The organism is Staphylococcus sp. HMSC062A01 (assembly GCF_001836805.1).
In the GTDB taxonomy this organism is placed as follows: domain Bacteria; phylum Bacillota; class Bacilli; order Staphylococcales; family Staphylococcaceae; genus Staphylococcus; species Staphylococcus haemolyticus.
The window spans coordinates 106,065-127,629 of the sequence record NZ_KV830625.1; the positions used below are offsets into that span (position 1 = coordinate 106,065).

The 21,565-nt window shown below is 33.5% G+C and carries 19 protein-coding genes and 1 pseudogene; 10 read left to right on the forward strand and 10 right to left on the reverse strand.

The window, feature by feature from the left end; translation table 11 throughout:
• Nucleotides 1-13: 13 nt before the first annotated feature.
• A complete protein-coding gene (locus HMPREF2715_RS07185; protein ID WP_070632205.1) occupies nucleotides 14-877 on the reverse strand; it encodes an ROK family protein in 864 nt (287 codons plus the stop codon).
• 242 nt (nucleotides 878-1,119) lie between these two features.
• Here HMPREF2715_RS07185 and HMPREF2715_RS07190 point away from each other — a divergent pair, with 242 nt between their 5' ends.
• The 4 genes from HMPREF2715_RS07190 to HMPREF2715_RS07205 all read left to right on the forward strand — a co-directional run bounded on the left by HMPREF2715_RS07190 (nucleotide 1,120) and on the right by HMPREF2715_RS07205 (nucleotide 5,280).
• Entirely contained in the window at nucleotides 1,120-2,001 is an 882-nt protein-coding gene (locus tag HMPREF2715_RS07190) for an N-acetylneuraminate lyase (protein WP_037550753.1), read from the forward strand.
• Between the two features lie 51 nt (nucleotides 2,002-2,052).
• A complete protein-coding gene (locus HMPREF2715_RS07195; RefSeq protein ID WP_037550751.1) occupies nucleotides 2,053-3,585 on the forward strand; it encodes a sodium:solute symporter family protein in 1,533 nt (510 codons plus the stop codon).
• Between the two features lie 103 nt (nucleotides 3,586-3,688).
• Nucleotides 3,689-4,507 (forward strand): CPBP family intramembrane glutamic endopeptidase, encoded by an 819-nt coding sequence (locus HMPREF2715_RS07200; protein ID WP_070678396.1) that lies wholly within the window; start codon nucleotides 3,689-3,691, stop codon nucleotides 4,505-4,507.
• A 164-nt stretch (nucleotides 4,508-4,671) separates the two neighbouring features.
• Nucleotides 4,672-5,280 carry an NDxxF motif lipoprotein gene (locus HMPREF2715_RS07205; RefSeq protein ID WP_070632202.1) on the forward strand — a complete coding sequence of 203 codons (609 nt, stop codon included), beginning with the start codon at nucleotides 4,672-4,674 and terminating at the stop codon, nucleotides 5,278-5,280.
• 134 nt (nucleotides 5,281-5,414) lie between these two features.
• On the opposite strand, the gene HMPREF2715_RS07210 is transcribed toward HMPREF2715_RS07205, so the two are convergent.
• Nucleotides 5,415-6,233, reverse strand: coding sequence for a CPBP family intramembrane glutamic endopeptidase (locus HMPREF2715_RS07210; RefSeq protein ID WP_070678393.1), 819 nt, complete (start codon nucleotides 6,231-6,233; stop codon nucleotides 5,415-5,417).
• A 157-nt stretch (nucleotides 6,234-6,390) separates the two neighbouring features.
• On the opposite strand from HMPREF2715_RS07210, the gene HMPREF2715_RS07215 reads away from it, so the two are divergent.
• On the forward strand, nucleotides 6,391-7,053 hold the full coding sequence (locus HMPREF2715_RS07215) for a CPBP family intramembrane glutamic endopeptidase (RefSeq protein WP_016930589.1): 663 nt from the start codon (nucleotides 6,391-6,393) through the stop codon (nucleotides 7,051-7,053).
• Between the two features lie 88 nt (nucleotides 7,054-7,141).
• On the opposite strand, the gene HMPREF2715_RS07220 is transcribed toward HMPREF2715_RS07215, so the two are convergent.
• The 4 genes from HMPREF2715_RS07220 to HMPREF2715_RS07235 all read right to left on the reverse strand — a co-directional run bounded on the left by HMPREF2715_RS07220 (nucleotide 7,142) and on the right by HMPREF2715_RS07235 (nucleotide 10,004).
• Entirely contained in the window at nucleotides 7,142-7,525 is a 384-nt protein-coding gene (locus HMPREF2715_RS07220; protein ID WP_070632199.1) for an ABC transporter substrate-binding protein, read from the reverse strand.
• A 192-nt stretch (nucleotides 7,526-7,717) separates the two neighbouring features.
• Nucleotides 7,718-8,356, reverse strand: coding sequence for a pyroglutamyl-peptidase I (gene pcp, locus HMPREF2715_RS07225; protein ID WP_048667837.1), 639 nt, complete (start codon nucleotides 8,354-8,356; stop codon nucleotides 7,718-7,720).
• Nucleotides 8,357-8,380: 24 nt separating this feature from the next.
• On the reverse strand, nucleotides 8,381-9,307 hold the full coding sequence (locus HMPREF2715_RS07230) for a DUF979 domain-containing protein (RefSeq protein WP_016930592.1): 927 nt from the start codon (nucleotides 9,305-9,307) through the stop codon (nucleotides 8,381-8,383).
• Nucleotides 9,300-10,004: a DUF969 domain-containing protein gene (locus HMPREF2715_RS07235; protein WP_070632196.1), complete on the reverse strand. Its 705-nt coding sequence runs from the start codon at nucleotides 10,002-10,004 to the stop codon at nucleotides 9,300-9,302. The genes HMPREF2715_RS07230 and HMPREF2715_RS07235 overlap by 8 nt, the downstream gene beginning before the upstream one ends.
• Nucleotides 10,005-10,573: 569 nt before the next feature.
• Between HMPREF2715_RS07235 and HMPREF2715_RS07240 the strand changes: the two genes are divergently transcribed.
• Entirely contained in the window at nucleotides 10,574-11,950 is a 1,377-nt protein-coding gene (locus tag HMPREF2715_RS07240; RefSeq protein WP_016930594.1) for an MFS transporter, read from the forward strand.
• 51 nt (nucleotides 11,951-12,001) lie between these two features.
• Here the strand turns inward: HMPREF2715_RS07240 and HMPREF2715_RS07245 are convergent, their stop codons facing one another.
• Together HMPREF2715_RS07245 and HMPREF2715_RS07250 are read right to left on the reverse strand one after the other, a co-directional pair.
• Nucleotides 12,002-12,976 (reverse strand): choloylglycine hydrolase family protein, encoded by a 975-nt coding sequence (locus tag HMPREF2715_RS07245; RefSeq protein WP_070839730.1) that lies wholly within the window; start codon nucleotides 12,974-12,976, stop codon nucleotides 12,002-12,004.
• A 400-nt stretch (nucleotides 12,977-13,376) separates the two neighbouring features.
• Entirely contained in the window at nucleotides 13,377-14,339 is a 963-nt protein-coding gene (locus tag HMPREF2715_RS07250) for an oxygen-dependent tRNA uridine(34) hydroxylase TrhO (RefSeq protein WP_011274628.1), read from the reverse strand.
• Between the two features lie 276 nt (nucleotides 14,340-14,615).
• Here HMPREF2715_RS07250 and HMPREF2715_RS07255 point away from each other — a divergent pair, with 276 nt between their 5' ends.
• Together HMPREF2715_RS07255 and HMPREF2715_RS07260 are read left to right on the forward strand one after the other, a co-directional pair.
• The gene (locus tag HMPREF2715_RS07255; RefSeq protein ID WP_011274629.1) at nucleotides 14,616-15,593 is read left to right on the forward strand and encodes an SMP-30/gluconolactonase/LRE family protein; all 978 of its coding nucleotides are present in this window, start codon (nucleotides 14,616-14,618) and stop codon (nucleotides 15,591-15,593) included.
• A 258-nt stretch (nucleotides 15,594-15,851) separates the two neighbouring features.
• Nucleotides 15,852-17,498: a phospho-sugar mutase gene (locus HMPREF2715_RS07260; RefSeq protein ID WP_016930596.1), complete on the forward strand. Its 1,647-nt coding sequence runs from the start codon at nucleotides 15,852-15,854 to the stop codon at nucleotides 17,496-17,498.
• Between the two features lie 138 nt (nucleotides 17,499-17,636).
• Here HMPREF2715_RS07260 and HMPREF2715_RS12270 read toward each other — a convergent pair.
• Nucleotides 17,637-17,786: pseudogene (locus tag HMPREF2715_RS12270) on the reverse strand (urease accessory protein UreD); the annotation flags it as partial.
• Nucleotides 17,787-18,180: 394 nt separating this feature from the next.
• Between HMPREF2715_RS12270 and HMPREF2715_RS07265 the strand changes: the two are divergent.
• Both HMPREF2715_RS07265 and pbp4 read left to right on the forward strand, forming a co-directional pair.
• Nucleotides 18,181-19,320, forward strand: a complete 1,140-nt coding sequence (locus tag HMPREF2715_RS07265) for a polysaccharide deacetylase family protein (protein ID WP_037552102.1) — start codon at nucleotides 18,181-18,183, stop codon at nucleotides 19,318-19,320.
• Between the two features lie 253 nt (nucleotides 19,321-19,573).
• Complete coding sequence (gene pbp4 / locus HMPREF2715_RS07270) at nucleotides 19,574-20,725, forward strand: penicillin-binding protein PBP4 (RefSeq protein WP_070632193.1); 1,152 nt, start codon at nucleotides 19,574-19,576, stop codon at nucleotides 20,723-20,725.
• 87 nt (nucleotides 20,726-20,812) lie between these two features.
• On the opposite strand, the gene HMPREF2715_RS07275 is transcribed toward pbp4, so the two are convergent.
• Nucleotides 20,813-21,400, reverse strand: coding sequence for a TetR/AcrR family transcriptional regulator (locus HMPREF2715_RS07275; protein WP_016930600.1), 588 nt, complete (start codon nucleotides 21,398-21,400; stop codon nucleotides 20,813-20,815).
• Between the last annotated feature and the right edge of the window lie 165 nt (nucleotides 21,401-21,565).

Here is a 21,565-nt window from a genome sequence, read left to right on the forward strand (position 1 = left end):
CTAAATCCAGCTGTTATTTAGTGATTGCGCCGAATAAAGCAGCATGATTCTCTGTTTGAGTTGTTTGAATCTTAGCAATGCCATAGTCAGAGGGTAAATAATGATGAATTTTAGGTTCTATATATTTGAGAAGTGTTTCACCTTGAGATGAAATACCGCCTCCAATAAGAATCAAGCTTGGATCATAAATAATTTGAATTTGAGCAATACCTTCTGCAACATAATTACTCCATTCATTGAGAATATTAAGTGCTTCTTCATTACCATCTTCTGCTAGATTAAATAATCTAGGTACATCCGTACCATGTTCAAATTGATGTTTAGTCATTAAATCTTTAAGAGCTGATGTTGAGGCACGTTGTTCAAATGTTTTACCATCTTCTTCACGATAAAGTAAGTAACCAATTTCATTGGCACGGTGACGCGAACCTTGATAAATGCCAGAAGCTTGACTGTAAAATGCACCACCAATACCTGTCCCCAAAGTTAAACAGAATATATTATCTTCTTCATAATGATGGAGTTTAAGTTCCCCTAACAATGCCGCATCCACATCATTATAAACAGCGATATCAGACGATAAATCTTTGAAGACTTCGAAGAATTGTGTACCGTCATAATTAGGAATGGTTGGCCCCGTATAAATAATTTGACCTAAATCTGAATCGACGACACCAGCACTTGAAATACCAATAAATGGATTTTTAAGTTGATATTGTTTCATAAATGCTGCTACTAATTGATATGTTTCATCTACAATTTGCACATTAATATTATCTGGCGTTTTAATCTTTTTATAATCAATCATTTCTAAGTCATCATTAATGACTGCCACTTTAATATTTGTTCCACCTATATCTATAGCTATTTTATACATTGAGGTACCTCCTTAGTCGTCTTTATTATAACGACACTTCAAATTAAAGTAATCGTCATCATTCTTTTTGAAAAATATTTTCATCAAATTCGTAAAATTTTGTTAAATCTTTTCAAAAATAGTTGTTTAATAAAATGATAGCGTTTACAATTCGAGGTGTAAATAGAAATTTATTGTAATTGAATTTATCTCAAAGTTTATAAAAATGAATTTGAATAAAAATTGATTTGGAGGAACATGACATGGAAGATAAATTAAAAGGATTATACGCCGCATTACTTGTACCGTTTGATGAACATGGACAAATAAAAGAAGAAGGATTAAAGCAAATTGCTAAAAATGCGATTGAGACTGAGAAACTTGATGGCTTATATGTGAATGGTAGTTCTGGGGAGAACTTCTTAATTAGTAAAGAACAAAAGAAACAAATTTTTAGAGTAGTGAAAGAAACTGTTGGAGACGATGTGAACTTAATTGCGCAAATTGGATCATTAGATTTAAATGAAGCGATTGAACTTGGGAAATACGCAACAGAACTAGGTTATGATGCGTTATCAGCAGTGACACCATTCTATTATCCATTCTCTTTTGAAGAAATTAAGCAATATTATTTCGACATTATCGAAGCAACACAAAACAATATGATTATTTATGCGATTCCTGACTTAACAGGTGTCAATATTAGCATCGAACAATTTGGCGAGTTATTTAATCATGAAAAAGTTGTAGGCGTGAAATACACTGCACCGAACTTCTTCTTATTAGAACGTATCCGTAAGGCATTTCCTAATAAACTCATATTATCTGGATTTGATGAAATGTTAGTGCAAGCGACAATTTCAGGTGTCGATGGGGCAATTGGTTCAACATACAATGTGAATGGTCGCCGTGCACGACAAATATTTGATTTAGCACGAGAAGGCAAAATTGCTGAAGCATATCAAATACAACATGATACGAATGACATCATCGAAACGGTATTAAGTATGGGCATTTACCCAACATTAAAAGAAATATTAAAAACGCGTGGTATCGATGGAGGATTGCCTAAACGTCCATTCCGACCATTTGATGAAAGACATCGCGATGCATTGGACACATTAATTAAGAAATACGATTTATAGACAAACTGAGAATATTTAACAACAGAATATGTAACACAAGGGGTGTTGATTATGCATCAAGTCGGTTTTGGGGCATGGAATTGGGTAGCTGTTATTGGTTATCTTGTCATTATGTTATTAATTGGAGCGTACTTTACTAAAAGGGCTGGTAAAGATACGGATAGTTTCTTCACGGCAAGTGGTCGTTTGCCTTCGTGGGCCATTGGGTTCTCGATTTATGCGACGACTTTAAGTGCCATTACCTTTATGTCTACACCGGAAAAGGCATTTTTAACAGATTGGGCATACATCGCTGGTAATATTGCGATTGTCGCAATTATTCCAATTTTAATCGCATTTTATGTACCATTCTTTAAAAAGTTACGCGTAACATCAGCGTACGAATATTTAGAAGCGCGTTTTGGACCAAGTATACGTGTCATCGGTTCATTATTATTTGTCATTTTCCATTTAGGACGCATAGCGATTGTTATTTATTTACCAACATTAGCAATCACAGCTGTATCTGATATGAATCCATTCATCGTAGCTAGTTTAGTGGGTATTTTATGTATTCTTTATACTTTCTTAGGTGGATTCGAAGGCGTTGTATGGAGCGATTTTATCCAGGGTGTTATTTTACTTGGTGGCGCATTAATGATAATTATCATCGGTGCTTTTGAAATCAAAGGTGGTTTCGGCACAATTGTCAGTGATGCAATTGCCAATAAGAAGATTATTAGTGTAGATAACTGGAAATTAAATAGCGCAGCAGCAGCGATTCCGATTATCTTCCTTGGAAATATCTTTAACAACTTACACCAATATACTGCGAGTCAAGATGTTGTTCAACGTTATCAAGCATCTGACTCTATGGATGAAACGAAGAAATCGTTATGGACAAATGGTGTTTTAGCGTTAATCTCTGCACCTATTTTCTATGGAATGGGAACTATGATGTATTCTTTCTATCAACATGAACAGGTATTGCCTAAAGGATTCAATACATCATCTATCGTGCCTTACTTCATTCTAACTGAAATGCCACCATTCGTGGGCGGATTACTGATTGCAGCTATATTTGCGGCTGCACAGTCGACGATTTCATCAAGCTTGAACTCTATCTCTGCTTGTATTTCTGAAGATATTAAACATCGCTTCTTTGGAAAAGGGGCAGATAAATCAGAAGTTAACTTTGCACGATTAGTCATTGTTGTGGCAGGCTTATTAAGCTATGGTATTTCAATTTACTTAATTGCTGCTGATTCAAACAATTTATGGGATTTATTCTTATTGATCACTGGATTATTTGGTGTACCACTAGCTGGTATCTTTGCAGTAGGTATCTTTACAAAACGTGCGAATACATTTGGTGTCTTAGTAGGATTAATTGCAGGTGTAATCATTGCATACCTACTAAATGGCGTTGGTGGAGGTAACTCACCATTCTACGTATCAATCATTTCATTCGTCGTTGCTTTCGTCTTCGGATATTTAGTAAGTCTTGTCGTACCATCTAAAAATGCAAAAGATATTACTGGGCTAACAATATTTGATAAAGATAAACCATCAACATATATTTCTAAAGTAATAGAGAAAAAATAATATTTAGTATACGAGTTGGACATCATTGATTGTTCGACTCGTATTTTATATCTTTAACATTGTGCTAATATAATAATGATTATAAAAAGATAGGGGTATTATCATGAAAATATTGAAAATTGCAGGTATATTCTTATTAGCACTACTTATCATGGTCGTTACACAAGGCATTGCATCCATCTTTAGTGATTTAATTCCATTTCTAGGTATAGGCGCTATTTTACAAGGGATTTTATATATCATTTTTGCTTTTTTAGTCGTTCGATTATTCATTAAACGTGTATTAAAAGATCGCTTGAGCGCATATCGTATAACAACACCTAAGTTTAATAAACTCTATGTGATATTAGGCTTAAGCTTACCAATAGTAGTTTATGGCATTTATTTCATTTTTGTTCCAGGTGATTTTACTGTGCACCACTTTGGTAATTTAAATGATATGTTGCATTCATTTTTCTGGTCTATCTTCGTAACAGCCTTAGGTGGCGCGGTCGTTGAAGAAATGGTATGCAGAGGTTTATTGATGGGGTACATTGAGAAGAAGACGAACATCAAGATTGCCATTATTTCCATGGCAATATTTTTTGGGGCAATCCATTTATTAAATGGTGGGTTAAATGTAAGTAGTTTCTTCTTATTATTAATTAGCGGTTCACTAGTAGGCATCATGTTCGGTTTGGCAACCTATAAATTTAATACCATTTGGGCAAGTATTACACTACATTTTTTTTGGAATTTATCCCAACTTTTACTTATCACGGAAAAGGAAAGTCAGTATAGTATTTGGCAATATGTCGTACATACGAACAACATAGCCATCACAGGCAATCAATTTGGTTATGAAGCATCCATTATATCTATCGCAGGATACATAGGCGTTATTTTTATTTTACTAATGATTAAACATAGAGGTATTCAATAGAAGGGTTCAGATTTCTAAAGAGTGATATTCTCTCATGAAATTAGGCATAGTAAACAAGTTACTTTAAAAGTAGTTGTTATTTTACATGGTTTATTTAAATTATTTATGTAGTTGCTTATACTAAAAAAAGGAAAGAATTACTTACATTATAAAGGAGCATTAATATGAAGAAATACTTATTAGTTATTCCTGTAATTATTCTTACTTTTACATTAGTTGGCTGTTCGTCATCGTCAGAAGAAAATGATTCTAAAGATACATCAAATGATAACAAGCAGTCACAAAATAGTGCTAATCATAATTATAAAATACCGAAATATATTTTTGATAAAACAACTAAAGATCAGAAAATTTCTGAAAACACGATTAAAAAAGATATTAAAATCTATTTAGATACCGATAGAAAATTAACAGATGCTAGAGAGCCATACGAGGACAAGTTAGATTCTGACGAAAAGTTATCTAAGAAAAAAGAACAAAAATTCAATCATATTGTAGACTTACAAGAACAAAATTTAAATAACTTTGCCAAGTACATAAAAAATAATCAGATGCCTAACAAAGAATATGAACAATACACTAAAAAGATAAGTAATTATATGATAGCAACATATCAAACAAATCAACGTGTGTTAAATTTAGATGAAGATGCATCATTAAAAGATATTCTCGATATCAATAAAGATAAAAATATTGCGAATGGTCGAGAACAAGCCAAAATTGAGAATTTCTTGAAAGAGAAAAATATAAAGACCATTGCATTTGATAAATAAAAATAAGCGGGACTTCGACGTAATGAAGTCCTGCTTTTATAGTGTTAATAAGTGCTATATTCTAAATTAAGAAATATTTAAGATTAAATTGCGACAATATTTGTTATGTTGGAACTAGTTTAAGAGTTCAATGTTTAACTAAAAAATACCATAAAGTAACTTACTAGAACCATGATGCCACTCACACCATTATGAATCATATGAACCATCATGCTGTCACGAACATTTCTACGACGATGGTAAGCAAGGTAGAATATCATTCCCATCATGGTATACATTAGAATTGCCACCCAATTTGAAATACCATGCTGAGAAGCAAAGATAAGTGATGATAGGATGAACGGTAACCAGAATCGTGTACGTTTAAATAATGTTTCTTTAAAAATGCCACGATAAACAAGTTCTTCTAAATAAGGTGCTACAAATGTAATCGTCAGTACGAAGACAATTAGAGGGAAAACTTGGCCCAATTGATCAGGCGTTGGTTTGGCAGCGTTCATATCACCTAATAACATTTTGTCGTTTTGTGTTTGCATTGAACCTGTCGTAAATAGCATTAAATATGACATACCAATAACGATTAATCTAAGAAGTACGGCCCAACCAACATTAACTGTAATATCCTTACCTGTAAATTTTTTAGGCTTTTCATAGGTATGACGTTTGTAATAACCTCTAACTAGCCATATTACTACAGCAGCTAGTATGAAATAAATGATGGTCACTAATGTGCAAGTTAATGTATCCATATAAATAGAAAAACTATAGATAAACATACTACTCACAATAGGAATTTGAATTAGTAGCATCCAGCCAATGAAAATAAGGGCACGTACAAACTTATTACCAGTTGGACGACGTTCTTCGGTATGTATGTGGTCTTTAGTTGAATTATCTTCATTTGAAGAAGATGTAGTATTAGAAATTGTATCCATATTCTGATGATTCATCATAATAAACCCACCTTTGTCTAGAAATATAAGATTTTGAAAAATGAATACTTCTATATGAATGTAACATATATTTGACATTTATTGTAGGTCACTTCATAAAAATGCGTTATCTTAACTAAAAATTAACATTTCGAATTATATGTTTAGGAGGTTAACTATGTCTAAAGATGAAATGTCACATGACCATATAACAGGAGATTTTCAAATTTCTCAAAAACCTTATTGGAAGTTGCTATTACAATCTCTATTTTTAATTTGTATTTTATTTGTTGCCGAATCAATGGTTATACTCTTAGTAGAGAAGCCAAGATACTTTTGGATTGCTATTGTAGGGGTCATTATTGCATTTCTAATTTTAAAATTAAGTAAGTTGAAGCTATTTCAATTTAGTCGAATAACTAAAAAGCAATGGCTAATCATTATCATTGGATTCATTCTTGCAAATGGTACAGATTATATTTATTTTGAATTCATGCCTACGACAGGGAATGAGAAGGAGTTAGAGGAAAGTTACCGCAATGTACCACTGTATTTACAACTCATTGCGATAGGTATTTTAGGTCCTATCTTAGAAGAAATTATATTTAGAGGATTGTTAATTAAAGGTATCTTTAGAGGTGCACCTATAGTTGGTGGCATAGTATCTGTTATTTTATTCGCTGGCGCTCATGGCCCAAGCAACATAGGTGAATGGTTTATTTACGGCTTTTCAGGTTTCATTTTCGTTGTTGCATATTTAAAAACAAAACGGCTCGAAATACCTATCATCATACACATGTTTGGTAATATATTAGCTACATTTCAAAATTATTTTTGGTAGAAATACTCTAATTACATAGTATATACGCAATAAAAACAATGCCTAAGTTTTGATAGGCATTGTTTTTTAACTTAAATATGCTCAATTCTTAAATGTTTATAGGGTCGGTTGTATCCGTTGCCTTTGCACGTTCAATTGAGAATTTAACTGCCGATGCATCAAAATCAGAACCATCATTGAATTTTACATTCTTCTTTAAATGAAATAGGTAGTGTTTACCGTCTTCTGAAGCTTCCCAAGATGTAGCAAGACCTGGTTCAATCTTGCCATTTTTACCATAAGTTACAAGCGGTTGATAGATAGCATTGTACACAGGCATAGGCGCATCAAAGCCTTGTGCATCTAGTTGATTTGTATTAAATTCACGAGGTAGTGAGACTTTAACCTCTTTGTCATCATTATGATACTGAGCACAACCACTTAACATAAGCATCGCGCATATAGAAGGTGAATAGAATATGCGCTTTTTCAATGTTTTACCTTCTTTCTATTGTATTCATCATTATTTTTTATAATAGAGTTTAGTTATTGAAAATATTTTTCCATCAATAAACATTATTATATGATACACCCTATACAAATTCTTTGAAATGATAAATTTGTGAATAGGTACGTAGAAGTTTTCCAATTTTGAAATTAAAAAAAGAGGGTGGGGACCCTCTTTTTAATGTGTTTCTCCTAGTGCAACTTTGGCGTCGTCTTCTTTAGAAATGGCTTTAATAGCCGCTGTTAAACCTTTCGCAATTGTTTCAATAGACATCGACGGTTTCTCAGGTTTATCTGTCACTTGTTCAGGGATAAATGGTACATGAATAAATCCAAATAGTAGCCCCGGATAAGACTTGTCAGCGAGATAACCTAATTGGTATAGGACATGGTTACAAACAAATGTGCCCGCTGTATTCGATAAGCTTGCAGGGACGCCTACTGCTTTAATCGCTTCAGTCATCGTTTTAATAGGTAAGTTTGAGAAGTAGGCAGGTGCGCCATCTTCTTGAATGGCCACATCAATAGGCTGATTTCCTTTGTTGTCAGGAATACGTGCATCGTCGATATTGATACCTACACGCTCAGGAGTAAGGTCATAACGACCACCAGCTTGACCAATAGACAAGACCACTTCGTAATCGCCTTTAGACAGTTCTTTATTAATGACGTCTTTAGATTCATGAAAGACGGTTGGAATTTCTAACTTTGAAATGGTATGTTCGCCAATCGTATTCTCCAATTGCTTTACTGCCTCTAGTGCAGGATTAATCTGTTCACCGCCAAATGGATCAAATGCTGTAACTAAAATTTTCATTATTCATTTCCTCCTTAGAATTATTTAAAATGCCCAGAAATACATTAGAGCAATGTGAATTACTATAAGTGCTAATGCTATAGGCGCCTGTGCTTTAATAACGCCAAATTCTTGTTTCATTTCAAGTAGTGCAACTGGTAATGTGTTGAAATTTGCCGCCATAGGTGTAAGTAATGTTCCGCAGAAACCACCAGTCATGGCAAGCGCACCTGCAACGATTGGATCGCCACCTTGGGCAATAACGAATGGAATACCAATACTTGCTGTTATAACAGTAAATGCTGCGAAAGCATTTCCCATAAGCATTGTAAAAAGAACCATACCTAATATATAAGCAATTGCACCAATTAAATGGTTGCCCTCAGGTAAAAATGAAGAGATACCTTTTGAAATGACTTGACCCACACCACTTGCAGTAAAGAGTACGCCAAGTGCAGCTAAGAATTGTGGTAATATACCTGTCGTTCCAACTTGTTGCGTTAATCGGTCACTGTCATACAATGTGTAAGATAATTTTGGTTTGATAATGAGTAGTGCTGCGATTAATCCTACAATAGATGAAATACCTAAACCGATGGCACCGCCAAGTGGAGTCCAGTTTGAAACAACTACTGCTACCACAGCTAAGACAATTGCAGGAATGAAAAGCTTATTTCCATATTTAGCAGAACCTCTTTCAACTTCCTCATCATTAACATCGATAATGTTTTTGATTTTCACTTGTCTGAAAAGTGTTAAAGCACCCATTGCTAAAACTAGCAGACCATTAATTGCATTTGGTATATAAGGACCACCTATAAATAAAATAGCTAAAATGGTCCAAAATGCTGCTGTACCTAAACTTTTAGATTTATCTTGTGAACGTAAAGCGCGATAAGCTGTATATAAAAATTGAAGTCCAATCAGTATGTAAAATATTTCTAAAATATGGTTTAAAGTTGCTTCACTCATGACTTTTCACCTCATTATTTCCATATTTTTTATTGAAGTAACGATCGAGTAAAATATTTTTAATCCAAACTAAAATAAGTGTGATGATAGCAACAGGAATTGAAGCGAGCACTAAACTCATCGCATTCACTTTAATGTTTAAAGATTGGAAAGTCCCAACCATCAATAACACACCAGCAGCACCAACAAATAAGTTTTGTCCAAAGAAATTACCATAATTTTCCATGGCAGATGCTTCGGCTTTTAGTTTTTCAATATCTTTCTCATCGATGTCTTTATCAGTAAGATTGTAACGTGTTCGAAGTGCACCTTGAACCATAGGGTTAATTAAAGGTCGAACAAATTGAGGATGGCCACCGATACGTATTGAAGCTACGCCGGCGATTTCACGAATAATTAAATATAAAGTAAGAAGGCGACCGGTTGTTATTTTCTTAACGTTACTAATTAGTTTAGAAGCTTGTTGTTTCAAACCAAAACGTTCAATTAAACCGACCATAGGAAGTGTAAGCATAAATAAAGTTACAAGACGTTGATCTACAAAGGCTTTTCCAAGTGTTGAAAGTACTTCAACGATATCCATACCGGCAACTAAACCAGTGACTACTGCTGCAATTAAAATAATTGCTATAGTGTCAAACTTAAGAATGAAGCCGATGATTATGATTAAAATACCAATCCATTTAATCCATTCCATAAAAACACTCCTTAACAGTTATTCAAATTAACTTTTAATATTTAATTGATGAGAGTCAGAGTTACAATTAATCTCTGTAACCCTATCTAATTAATATGTAAAAGATAAGTGAATAATAGATGTAATTTTCTTAATATTAGCACAACTAAAATTGCTATTAAAGTGAATTTAAAATAAATTGAATAATATTTTATATTTAGATATTGTTTGAAATGTTAGATGATAAATAGGTTTAAAAATTCAAGATAATAGAGACTAAATTCTAAGTCTTTTTTTAAATGATTTTAAAGTAAATTAGTAGCATTTGAACATTACCTTTTGCGAGTTCCGAGACTATTTCTTTATGTTCTTCAATTAAGTTAGGTCTGTGTTTATTTATTACAGTTTGGCTAAATAAGTATATAAAACTACGATATTTATGATAAGTTTCTAAAATAAACTGATTATTAGTTGCCTTCATTAAAATTTTAAATTATATATTTTCTTCAAGGGCATGATATAATATCTTAGGTTATATGAGAATAATTCTCAATAACTATTTTATTATATCAGTAAAGGAAGTGTCAGATGTGAGTTCACATCAAAGTAGGTTCGACGGTAAATTAATCATTGCAGCTAGTTTTGCAGTGTTAACATATTGGTTGTTTGCACAATCATTTATAAATATTGGTTCTAGTGTACAAAAGACGTTTGGTGCTACAGATTCTACACTTAACCTATCTATCAGCCTTGTATCATTCGTTACAGGTATTTTCATGGTGGGTGCAGGAGATATTGCAGATAAAGTGGGAAACCTCAAGATGACAATAATAGGTCTCGTCTTTAGTATTATTGGTTGCCTTAGTCTTATTATTGTTCCTGCCACGCCATTCTTAGTTATTGGGCGCATTTTTCAAGGCCTATCAGCTGCCATATTACTACCTTCTACAATTGGCTTAGTATCAGATAACTTTAAAGGTCAACCACTCCGTAAAGCTTATAGTTTTATGATGATTGCGACAGTTGGTGGAATAGGATTTTCTTCCTATGTCGGTGGTCTTATTTCTAGCTTTTTAAGTTGGCAATTTATCTTTGTGTTTTCTATCGTTTTATCAATTATTGCGATTTTTATTTTAAGGCGTAGAAAAGAAGTGCCACGTCAAGAACGTGATCACCAGCCCTTCGATTATGTAGGCATGGTGATTTTTGGCGTAATTATCGCTTGCTTGATGCTATTGATGACTCAAGGTTTTACATATGGTTGGGCAAGTCGATTCACGTTAATTGTTGCAATCGTTGGTCTCATTGCTTTAGTTGTATTTTATATTTTTGAAAAAGGCAGACCCACACCATTTATTGATTTTTCAATTGTAAAAAATCGAGCATTTCTGGGCTCAACAATCAATAATTTTGTGCTTAACACTGGGGTAGGTACCACAGTAGTCTTTAATGGTTACGCGCAAAAACAATTTGGTATGAGCGAAGCACAAACTGGTTTGGTTACAGTGCCGTATGTCTTCATGGCGATAGCGATGATACGCTTAGGTGAAAAAGCAATTCAAAAATATGGCGGTAAAAGTATGTTAATTGCAGGGCCGCTATTTCCAGCAATTGGTATCATTCTAATTAGCTTCACTTTCTTATCGCCAAGTTGGTATGTAGGTATTGTAACTTTCGCATTTGTTGTATGTGCGATTGGTAATGGGTTAGTTGCTACACCAGGCTTAACGATTGCAGTATTCAATATGCCAGAAGAGAAAGTGAGTTTTGCTACAGGTTTATATAAGATGGGCGCTACACTTGGAGGAGCTTTTGGTATCGCGTTAAATACGACCGTATTTACAGTATGCCAACAATTCTATTCAGTAGAAATGTCAGCAATGATTTCATTCTTAGTCGGGGCAATTATTATGATACTTGGACTTATATCAGCATTTATTCTGATTCCTAAAAATGTTAAAGCATAATAAAAACAAGCGTGGCTTTTTTATCAGCCACGCTTGTTTGTTTATAGATAATTAATTTACTTTATCGGTAGACAATCCTTGCGGAATCGGATTAAATATAACTAATTCGTCGCTATTTAATAAATCCTCAGTTAATTGTAATTCAGCAATACGATTAGAATTATAGTATTTCACATACAATGTACGCGATGTTAAGTTAAATACAGTTTGGTACAGCGTATAGTGGAATTCATCTTCAGAAGGGCGAACTGCACCTTTAGGAATGCTTACATTATCAAGAATTCTAAACGCATTTAATACTGCATCATCACCATCGTCAGGCAACATATTACTTACAAGATAAGCTGCTCTTACATAACGTTCTGCTGACGTATAACCACCTGGTAGTCCAGAGGTACCACTTTCATTGCCGATATATAAATTTTTATAGCGTTTATATTGTGGTTTGTAAGGTGTCACATTCGCATAATTCTTCAAGTTCTCGTAATGCCAATTTAAATCAGGGCTATTTGTTAGTATACCGACTGGATTATCATGAACGACAATGCGACCTTCTACAAACGTAATCTCTACAGTTCGGCCTGTCGCATCCGATACATGATAATGTAATGGTGGCGCTTCATTAATATCATTCAATGTATGTGCAACGACATTAACTTGGTCTGCTTGTTCAATAAGTTCCTCAATCGTTTTGTTGTAACCAAGTACCCATGTTAATACTTCAGTTTGTGAAATATTGATGTATCCATCTCGTATTTTATTAGCGTATGAGGCATAACCACGGTCATATTGATTAGATATTGCGAGGCCATGCTCATTTACACCGTCTCCGAAAATAAAGCCTTCCATATCAGAACCGGCACCAGTAAAACCATACGACGTTGTACCTTTATAATCTACACGAGATTCCCAATAGTAGTGACGTGGTTGCACAGCAGGATGTCCACTTAATGGATAGTCATAGTCCATCGTACGTCCTAAAATAACGTCACCGTTTTTAGCTTGAAACGTAAAACCTGTACACATATGTAGAAACCTCCAGTATTTAAAGTGAGAATTATTATCAATTATAAGATTTCTAATTACTCATTACAATTTTTAAAGTTTTTCGGAAAAAGAGTCCTAAAATAAAAGTTGCTATATACATACTAAAACAAATAATATAGGCCCAAATTATACCGTAATAGTCAACTATCATAGAAATAATAAAAGTGCCAATAGCGAAGAAAATGCTGTTAAATAATTGCTTCGATGCTTGTATAAAGATATTTCAATTCTAGTTATATTCCAACATTGAAAATCTCAAAAAAGAAATCATATAAGCAAAGTAAGTTGCGGTGGACAATGACTTCATGAAGAATTCTAAGCCACTTCAAAAATATCCCTTATGAGCTAATTAAATCTCATATGGGATATGATTTAGATATTAAGCATGTGCATGTTCTGGAACGTCTTTGAAGTTTTCTAAACGACGATTCCATTCTTCATCGCTAATGTTGTTTTTAGCTACATAACGGTTACGTTCATGTTTGGCACAGTCATATGAACAAGCACCGAGATATTTGTCTTCATTTTCTTCTGAAACAAGAATTTGCTTGTTACATTCAGGATTTGAACAGTTAATATAACGTTCGCAAGGTGTACCGTCAAAGTGTTCTTTACCGATAACTGTCTTCTCAACTTGGTTAACGTCAACACTAATACGTTCATCGAAGACGTACATTTTACCGTCCCAATATTGACCTTTAGTTTCAGGATCTTTACCGTAAGTTGCGATACCACCGTGTAGTTGTCCTACATTTTCGAAGCCTTCTTTAACTAACCAACCAGAGAATTTTTCGCAACGAATACCACCTGTACAATAAGTTACGATGTTTTTACCATCTAATTGATCTTTGTTCTCACGAATCCAGTCTGGTAAGTCTCTGAAGCGTGTGATATCAGGGCGAATGGCACCGCGGAAGTGACCTAAGTCAAATTCATAGTCATTACGAGCATCTAAGATGACAGTATCTTCATCTTCAAGTGCTTCTTTAAATTCGCTAGGTGAATAATATTTACCAGTTGTAACACGTGGATCAACATCGTCTTCTAAACCTAAAGCAACGATTTCATTTCTTGGACGCACGTGCATTTTTTTGAAGGCATGTCCTTCAGCTTCATCAATTTTGAACGTCATATCTGCGAAACGCTCATCTGAATGCATATGTTCGATATATTTATCAGTATCTTCTTTCGTACCTGATAATGTACCATTGATACCTTCTGTAGAAACTAAAATTCTACCTTTTAAATTATTTGATTTGCAGAATTCTAAGTGCTCAGCTGCAAATGTTTCAGGGTCATCAATTGTTGTGTATTTGTAATATAATAACACTCTATAATCCATTTTCTAATTCTCCTCTAAAAATTTATTTATCGTAAAGGCAAGCCATATCTTTTAGTTATTCAATAATTTATCTTTTTATAAAAATCAACATTATATTATTTTACCAAATTTACAATAACTTTCAATATTTCGGTTTTGAATATAGGACAACAGACTTATGTTAGAAGTACAATCACTTTTTGAAAACGATTACATGTAGTACGATAAGTAAAAAGTGAATTAAAGGATTATAATGAATTAAGATTATACTTTTCGAAAAGGGAGGAATTGTTAATTATGACAAATCAATCTTTACCAAAATTAACATATACTGGGGCATCAAAAAGTGCAGTACCTATTATTTCTGAAAGTGAATTACAAACGGTAACGGCAGAACCTTGGTTAAAAATTTCAGATGAAGGACTTCAACTTGAAGGTCTTGTCTTTGATAGAGATCATAATTTATTTTTATGTGAAGTGTTTGGCGGTAAAATCTTTAAAGTCGACATAGACACAAAAAAGGTTTCAACAGCGTTTCAATCAACAAAACAAAATCCAGCTGCAGTCAAAATACATAAAGATGGACGTTTATTCACTTGTTATTTAGGCGATTTCGAGTCAACAGGTGGTATCTTCGCCACAGATGAACATGGTGAACAATTTGAAGAAATCATTTCGGAACTCAATACTGAATATTGTATTGATGACATGGTCTTTGATAGTAAAGGTGGTTTCTATTTCACTGATTTCAGAGGCTATTCTACCAACCCTAAAGGTGGCGTTTACTATGTTTCACCAGACTTCAAGACAGTGACACCAGTCATTCAGAACATTTCAGTAGCGAATGGTGTAGCTTTAAGTACGGATGAAAAAATATTATGGGTTACAGAAACAACGACTAACCGACTACATCGTATTCAATTAGAGGACGATGGCGTGACAATTGCACCGTTTGGCGCAACGATTCCATATTACTTTACTGGCCATGAAGGACCAGACTCAGTATGTATTGATAGCGATGATAATTTATACGTAGCAATGTATGGACAAGGGCGTGTTCTAGTCTTCAACAAACGTGGATATCCTATTGGTCAAATCTTAATGCCAGGGCGTGATGAAGGTAAAATGTTACGTTCAACACATCCACAATTTATTCCAGGAACAAACCAATTGCTCATTTGTACCAATGACATTGAGAACGACTCAGAAGGTGGTTCAATGATTTATACCGTTGAAGCCTTTGCTAAAGGTCATGAAAGCTATCAATTTCAGTAAGTAATAGAGAAATAAGCGACATCGTCTAACACACCATAAAACCCCTCACTAGCGCAATAGTGAGTGGTTTGGTGTTGCCAATGGAATTAATTTATAAATGTATTTTATCACTATGGGTTACTTATTGCGAGTTTGATTCGTTGAGCATCAACGATAACTAAATAATGCTTATCTCCTAATCAAATGAAACTTTTTTTAATATCCAGTATACTGAAATAGAATAATAAGACATCCGTATAAGTATGAAAGGAGTATATAATGAAAGACAATTGGATGAAATATAAAGATGACAGTCTTGTAGCATCATTCTATGATAGTCAGACCACAACGTTTCAAGAACAAGGATTTGAAACTGAATTAGCTTTTGGAACTGCAGGTATTCGTGGCCAGTTTGGACTTGGTCCAGGCCGTTTAAATCGCTATACCATACAACGTCTGGCATTAGGAATTGCTAATTACTTAAAAGATAAAGAAGATAATCCTTCAATTGTCATTCACTATGATATTCGTCATTTATCTTCAGAATTCGCGCATATTATTACGCAAATTTTGACTTCGAAAGGCATTAAAGTTTATCTGGCAGATGTATATAAAACAACGCCACAACTATCTTTTGCTGTCCGATACTTGCAAACATCTGCCGGTATCATGATTACAGCAAGCCATAACCCTAAAGATTATAACGGCATCAAAGTTTATGGTGCAGATGGTGCGCAATTAGATGAGGATACTTCATTAGAAGTTGCTCAATATATCAATAACTTAGGTAATCCACTTGAGTTGAATATTGACTTAAATCAAGAACTTATTGAGAAGAACACCTTTGATTTACAAGAAGCGGTTTATGATAGTTACATAAATGAAATTACAAATCTTATAGGTGATATTCCACAATCTGATTTGAAGGTCGTATATACAAGTTTGCATGGTACTGGTGTGCCGATTATTCCGGACGTTTTAAAGCATCTTAATTTTCAGAATGTAAGCTTAGTCGAATTGCAATGTGAGTTAGATCCAAATTTCAGTTCCGTTAAAAGTGCGAATCCCGAAGAGCGAGAAGCCTTTGATTTAGCAATTCAACAGGCACACGACTTGGAGGCTAACCTTATTATTGCGACAGATCCAGACGTCGATCGCATGGGATTTGTAGAACGAGATACAAATGGTCAAACATATTACTTTGGTGGTAGTGAAATTGGCGCATTACTCATTAAATATCTGCTCGAATACACGAATGTGCCGAATCATTCGGTTGTTATTCAATCTATTGTAAGTGGTGAGTTAGGTAAACGTCTTGCACAACAACATGAGGTGACTGTGAAGGAAGTCTTAATCGGCTTTAAACACATTGCTAAAGCCATTCGTGAGTTAGATGATACAGAATCATTTTTATTTGCCTATGAAGAAAGCTATGGTTACTTAGCTGACGACTTCGTGCGAGACAAAGATGCCATTCAAATCGTTCCATTAATCATTAAGTATGCTTCTATTTTGAAAAATGAAGGAAAAACACTGCACGACGCATTAAAAGAGATTCATAGAGAAGTAGGACAATATCGGGATAAACCGATGTCTAAAGTCTTTGAAGGTAGAGAAGGACAACAGCAAATAAACGCTTTAATGGATAAATTAAGACGTAATATTCCTGATGTCATTGCAGGATTAAAAGTCATTGCAGTAGAAGATTACGAGACATTGAAACGCAATTATAAAGAAGACAACACGGAAGAAGCAATATCATTACCACAAGCGAATGTGATTCGAATACTCTTTAAAGAAGGGTTTATTGCCTTAAGACCATCAGGCACAGAGCCTAAACTGAAATTCTATCTGTCACTCAACGTCGATAACTTCGAACAAGTATCACAAGACATATATAATTATATATTTGGCGATACCGAATAGCATGATGAAAAAGCATTTATATGCAAGTAAGCAGTATTAAATATAATCACATCTCAATCGTTCATTTTCAAAATTAAAGAATAATATAAAACAGCTTATAGTACACATCACAAAGTGCACCATAAGCTGTTTTCTTAATTAATATTTTCTTAAAAAGTCTATTTGTCGATCATATAACTTATTCGCAATATAAGATTGAACTGTATTTAGAATCTCCTCAATTGCCTGGGTCATATTAGATAACACTCTTACAGTAAAACCATGAGTTGGCAATTGCGTAATGCCAAGGCTAATAATTTCCTCAAAACATCCATTTCCTTTTATATGTATAATACAATTATATAAGAAATTATATTAAAGCTAAAGGTGAACATAATGACATTAGATATTCACGATAAAATTGCGATAGTACTTATACTAATATTTGTGTTTATTAGTACATTTTCGATGCCAACAATTTACGAATTAATATTGAAAAGCTTAATCGTTTTAGCGATTGTAGTTAATGTAAGTATGAAATTTCTCGCGAAAAGAAGAAACAAAATAATTTAAAACTGAATAAAATTAATTTCATGTAAAAATTCCGTTAAGTTATAAATGATATGTTATGCATAGTATAAAAATGTTATATAATATTTAGTAATCGGCATAAAATTACTTTCTTACATAAAGGAGCCAATACATGATTAAAAAATATTTGTTGAGTGTATTCACTGTTTTAATAGCCATTGTTTTATGTGCTTGTCAATCGACATCGCAAACGCAAGAGAAAAAAGCTAAAGAAGAAACGCATAATAAAAAAGAGAATATTTATGCGAAAAAGCGTAGTTCTGGTCAAAAAGATTGGGTTGAATATAAGGGTGATGTAGCACATATTTTCTTCCATCCTTTAATTACGGATCCTAAAGTGGCGTTTACTGGTGAAGCGAATCAAGCCAAAGGCAATAATGATTGGATGATTACCGTTGAAGAATTTAAACGCTCACTTGATGAATTATATAAGCACCATTACATATTGATTGATCCGCATGATGCATATGATTTCAATTCTAAACCTATTAAAAAGAAATCACTTAAGTTGCCCAAAGGAAAGAAACCGTTAATTTTATCAATAGATGATATGAATTATTATGAATATATGAGAGGAAATGGTTATGCAGATCGCTTAGTATTAGACAAATATAATCATGTTGTATCTGAAACGAAAGACAAAGATGGTAAGGTTACTCAAAGTGAATCGAATGATATTGTTCCGATTCTAAATCAATTCGTAAAAGAACATCCAGATTTTTCATTGAATGGACAAAAAGGTGTGGTTGGTTTAACTGGATACAATGGGGTACTCGGATATCGCACGAATGAGTTGGATAGTAAAGACTACTCTAAGCGAAAAGAACAAGCGATAAAAGTTGCAAATGCAATGAAACGCGATGGTTGGACATTCGCAAGTCATTCTTGGGGGCACATTGATTTTGCAAATAGTTCATATGATCGTATTGTGAAAGATACAGAACGTTGGAAGAAAGAAGTAACGCCAATTATTGGCAAAACGGATTTATTTATTTTCCCTCATGGTGCGCAAGATAGAGGTTCAGCAGGCTATCAGTACCTAGAGAATAAAGCAGGATTTAAATTCTTAGCTGGGGTAGGTCCAAATAATTTTACTGATATTGGTGAAGATAGCGTTTATCAAGACCGTATTGCTATCGATGGTTTGAATCTATATGACTTTAAATACAAGTTGAAACCATTTGTAAATCCAGACAAAGTTTATAGCAAAGAAGATCGTAGTTATTTTAAAGGTGAGAAAGGTTATAAATAATTTTAATTACTTTCTATGTGACGAACCTTAATTGAAACGACATAGTCGAACTCTGAGAATTGTATTATGGTAGTTCTCAGAGTTTCAATTTTTCATTAAAAAGCAAGTAAAGTTTAATGGATATCAAAATGTATAGTAAGTAACAACAATATAGTTAAGTGATTATGATTTTGAATGTAGTTGTATTATTCCTATAATATTGTTATAAAAGGTATTGTACAACATTATTAATATTAAAAAAGTAGGGGATATTTTGTTTGGTAAATTTGTAAAAGGAATAGGTATTATCACTACGATTTCGTTATTACATACATCGATAAGTTATGCGAGTGAATCGCCAGTAACTATTGCTAATAAAGAAAAGAAAAGTAGTATTAGTACGAAATATCAGCCTAGTGGTGTCATGCTTACTACTGAGCAAGGGCAAATTCTATATAATTACCGGGGAAATAATCAGGTTGACCCTGCTTCTATGTCTAAAATAATGACCTTATATTTAACTTATGAAGCGATTGAGAATGGGAAGTTAAAGCTCAGTGACAAAGTCAAAATTACAAATAAGTATGCTACCATGTCCAACCTACCAAACCTATCATCAGTATCATTGAAACAAGGTCAAACGCATACTATTGAAGAATTAATTAAACAAACCACTTTAGCATCAAGTAATGCCGCAGCAATGATATTAGGTGAGAAAGTAAGTGGCGATAATAATAAATTTACTAACACAATGAATGAACGAGCTAAATCGTTTAATATGGCTAATACAAATTTTGTCAATCCAGCAGGTGCGCAGAATAGTTTATTAGATCAATATGCACCTTCAAAATTTAAGAAACAAGATTACCCTAAAAGTACCGCTAAAGATATGAACCTTTTAATGCAAGCGTTAATTAAGAAGTACCCTCAGATATTACAAATATCTAAGTTGCCACGGGATACTCAAAATGGAAATACTTTTAAAAGTACGAATTTATCTTTAAAAGGGCAACCACTATATTTACCTGGTACAGATGGCTTAAAGACAGGTACAAGTAATAAAGGCTATAATATTGCACTGACAAATAAGCAAGATCAATTACGTCTAAATGAAACACTAATGAATGTGAAACCCTTTGGTGATGTAAAGGCGAAATACAATAGAAATAGAATAGGTAATCACATCATCAAACAATATCGTCAAAAATATGAATATAAGAAAGTGTTAACTGAGGGAAACCATGAGATAGATGGCAAGACATATCATGTAAAAAAAGATTTATATGATGTTGTACCTAAAGATAAATCTAAATGGCATCTAGCTATCAATAGAAAAGGTAAAGCCTATGTTCATTATAATAGGGATTTCTTACCAGGCAGTCAGTATCCACGTGTAGCTGCTGATAAAAAATGGAAATGGTTCTAAATCAATAAATTAAATTAGAAGAAATGTCGCTAAGCTTTTATCTTGGCGACATTTTTCAAATAATGAAATATCTTTAATAAAGGCGTTTTAGCTCAGTTTTTTCAAATGTACTTCTCTTGCGCCACATATCATATTAACAATTTCTTTCGTCACTTTATCAATCGATTGTTGTTGTCCATGTTGAATCCAATTCGTGATGACGCTCAAAATACCTCCAGTTAAAAATTCTCCATATATTGTTACATCTACATAAAATTGACCACTCTGTCGATCAAATTCAATTTGCTTTTGAACTGCTTTATAGATTTGTTCATAAAAAATAGTATAAACTTCGCCGTAAAAATTGAGTGTTATAACGCTACGGACAATGTCTTTATTATCGTGAATAAATGTCAAAACATCTCTCATCAATTTCTCAAAAAATTGTCTAGGATTGTCGGGATTAATGTCTGGTAAATATAACTTTCTAAAATGATCAATCAACGTGCCGACAACGTGATTTAACAAGTCATATTTATCATTAAAATGACGATAAAAAGTTGATCGTCGTACATTTGCATTTGCACATAAGTCTTGAACCGTTATTTGTTCAAAAGATTTAGTTTGTAGTAAATCAGAAAATGAAGTAATTAGGGCTTGATGTGTTTTTTGGACGCGTAAATCTTGTTTGTTCAACTTAATCACTCCTCATATCGGACAGTTTGAATAAAATGTCGCTTATGTTACAAACGCACATAAGTGACGCACAATTCTTGCCCCTCGTCATTTTATAATACTATCGAAGGGTAGATTAATTTCTTTAAGATTACTTATAGTTTACTACTTTTCAATCTAAAAATT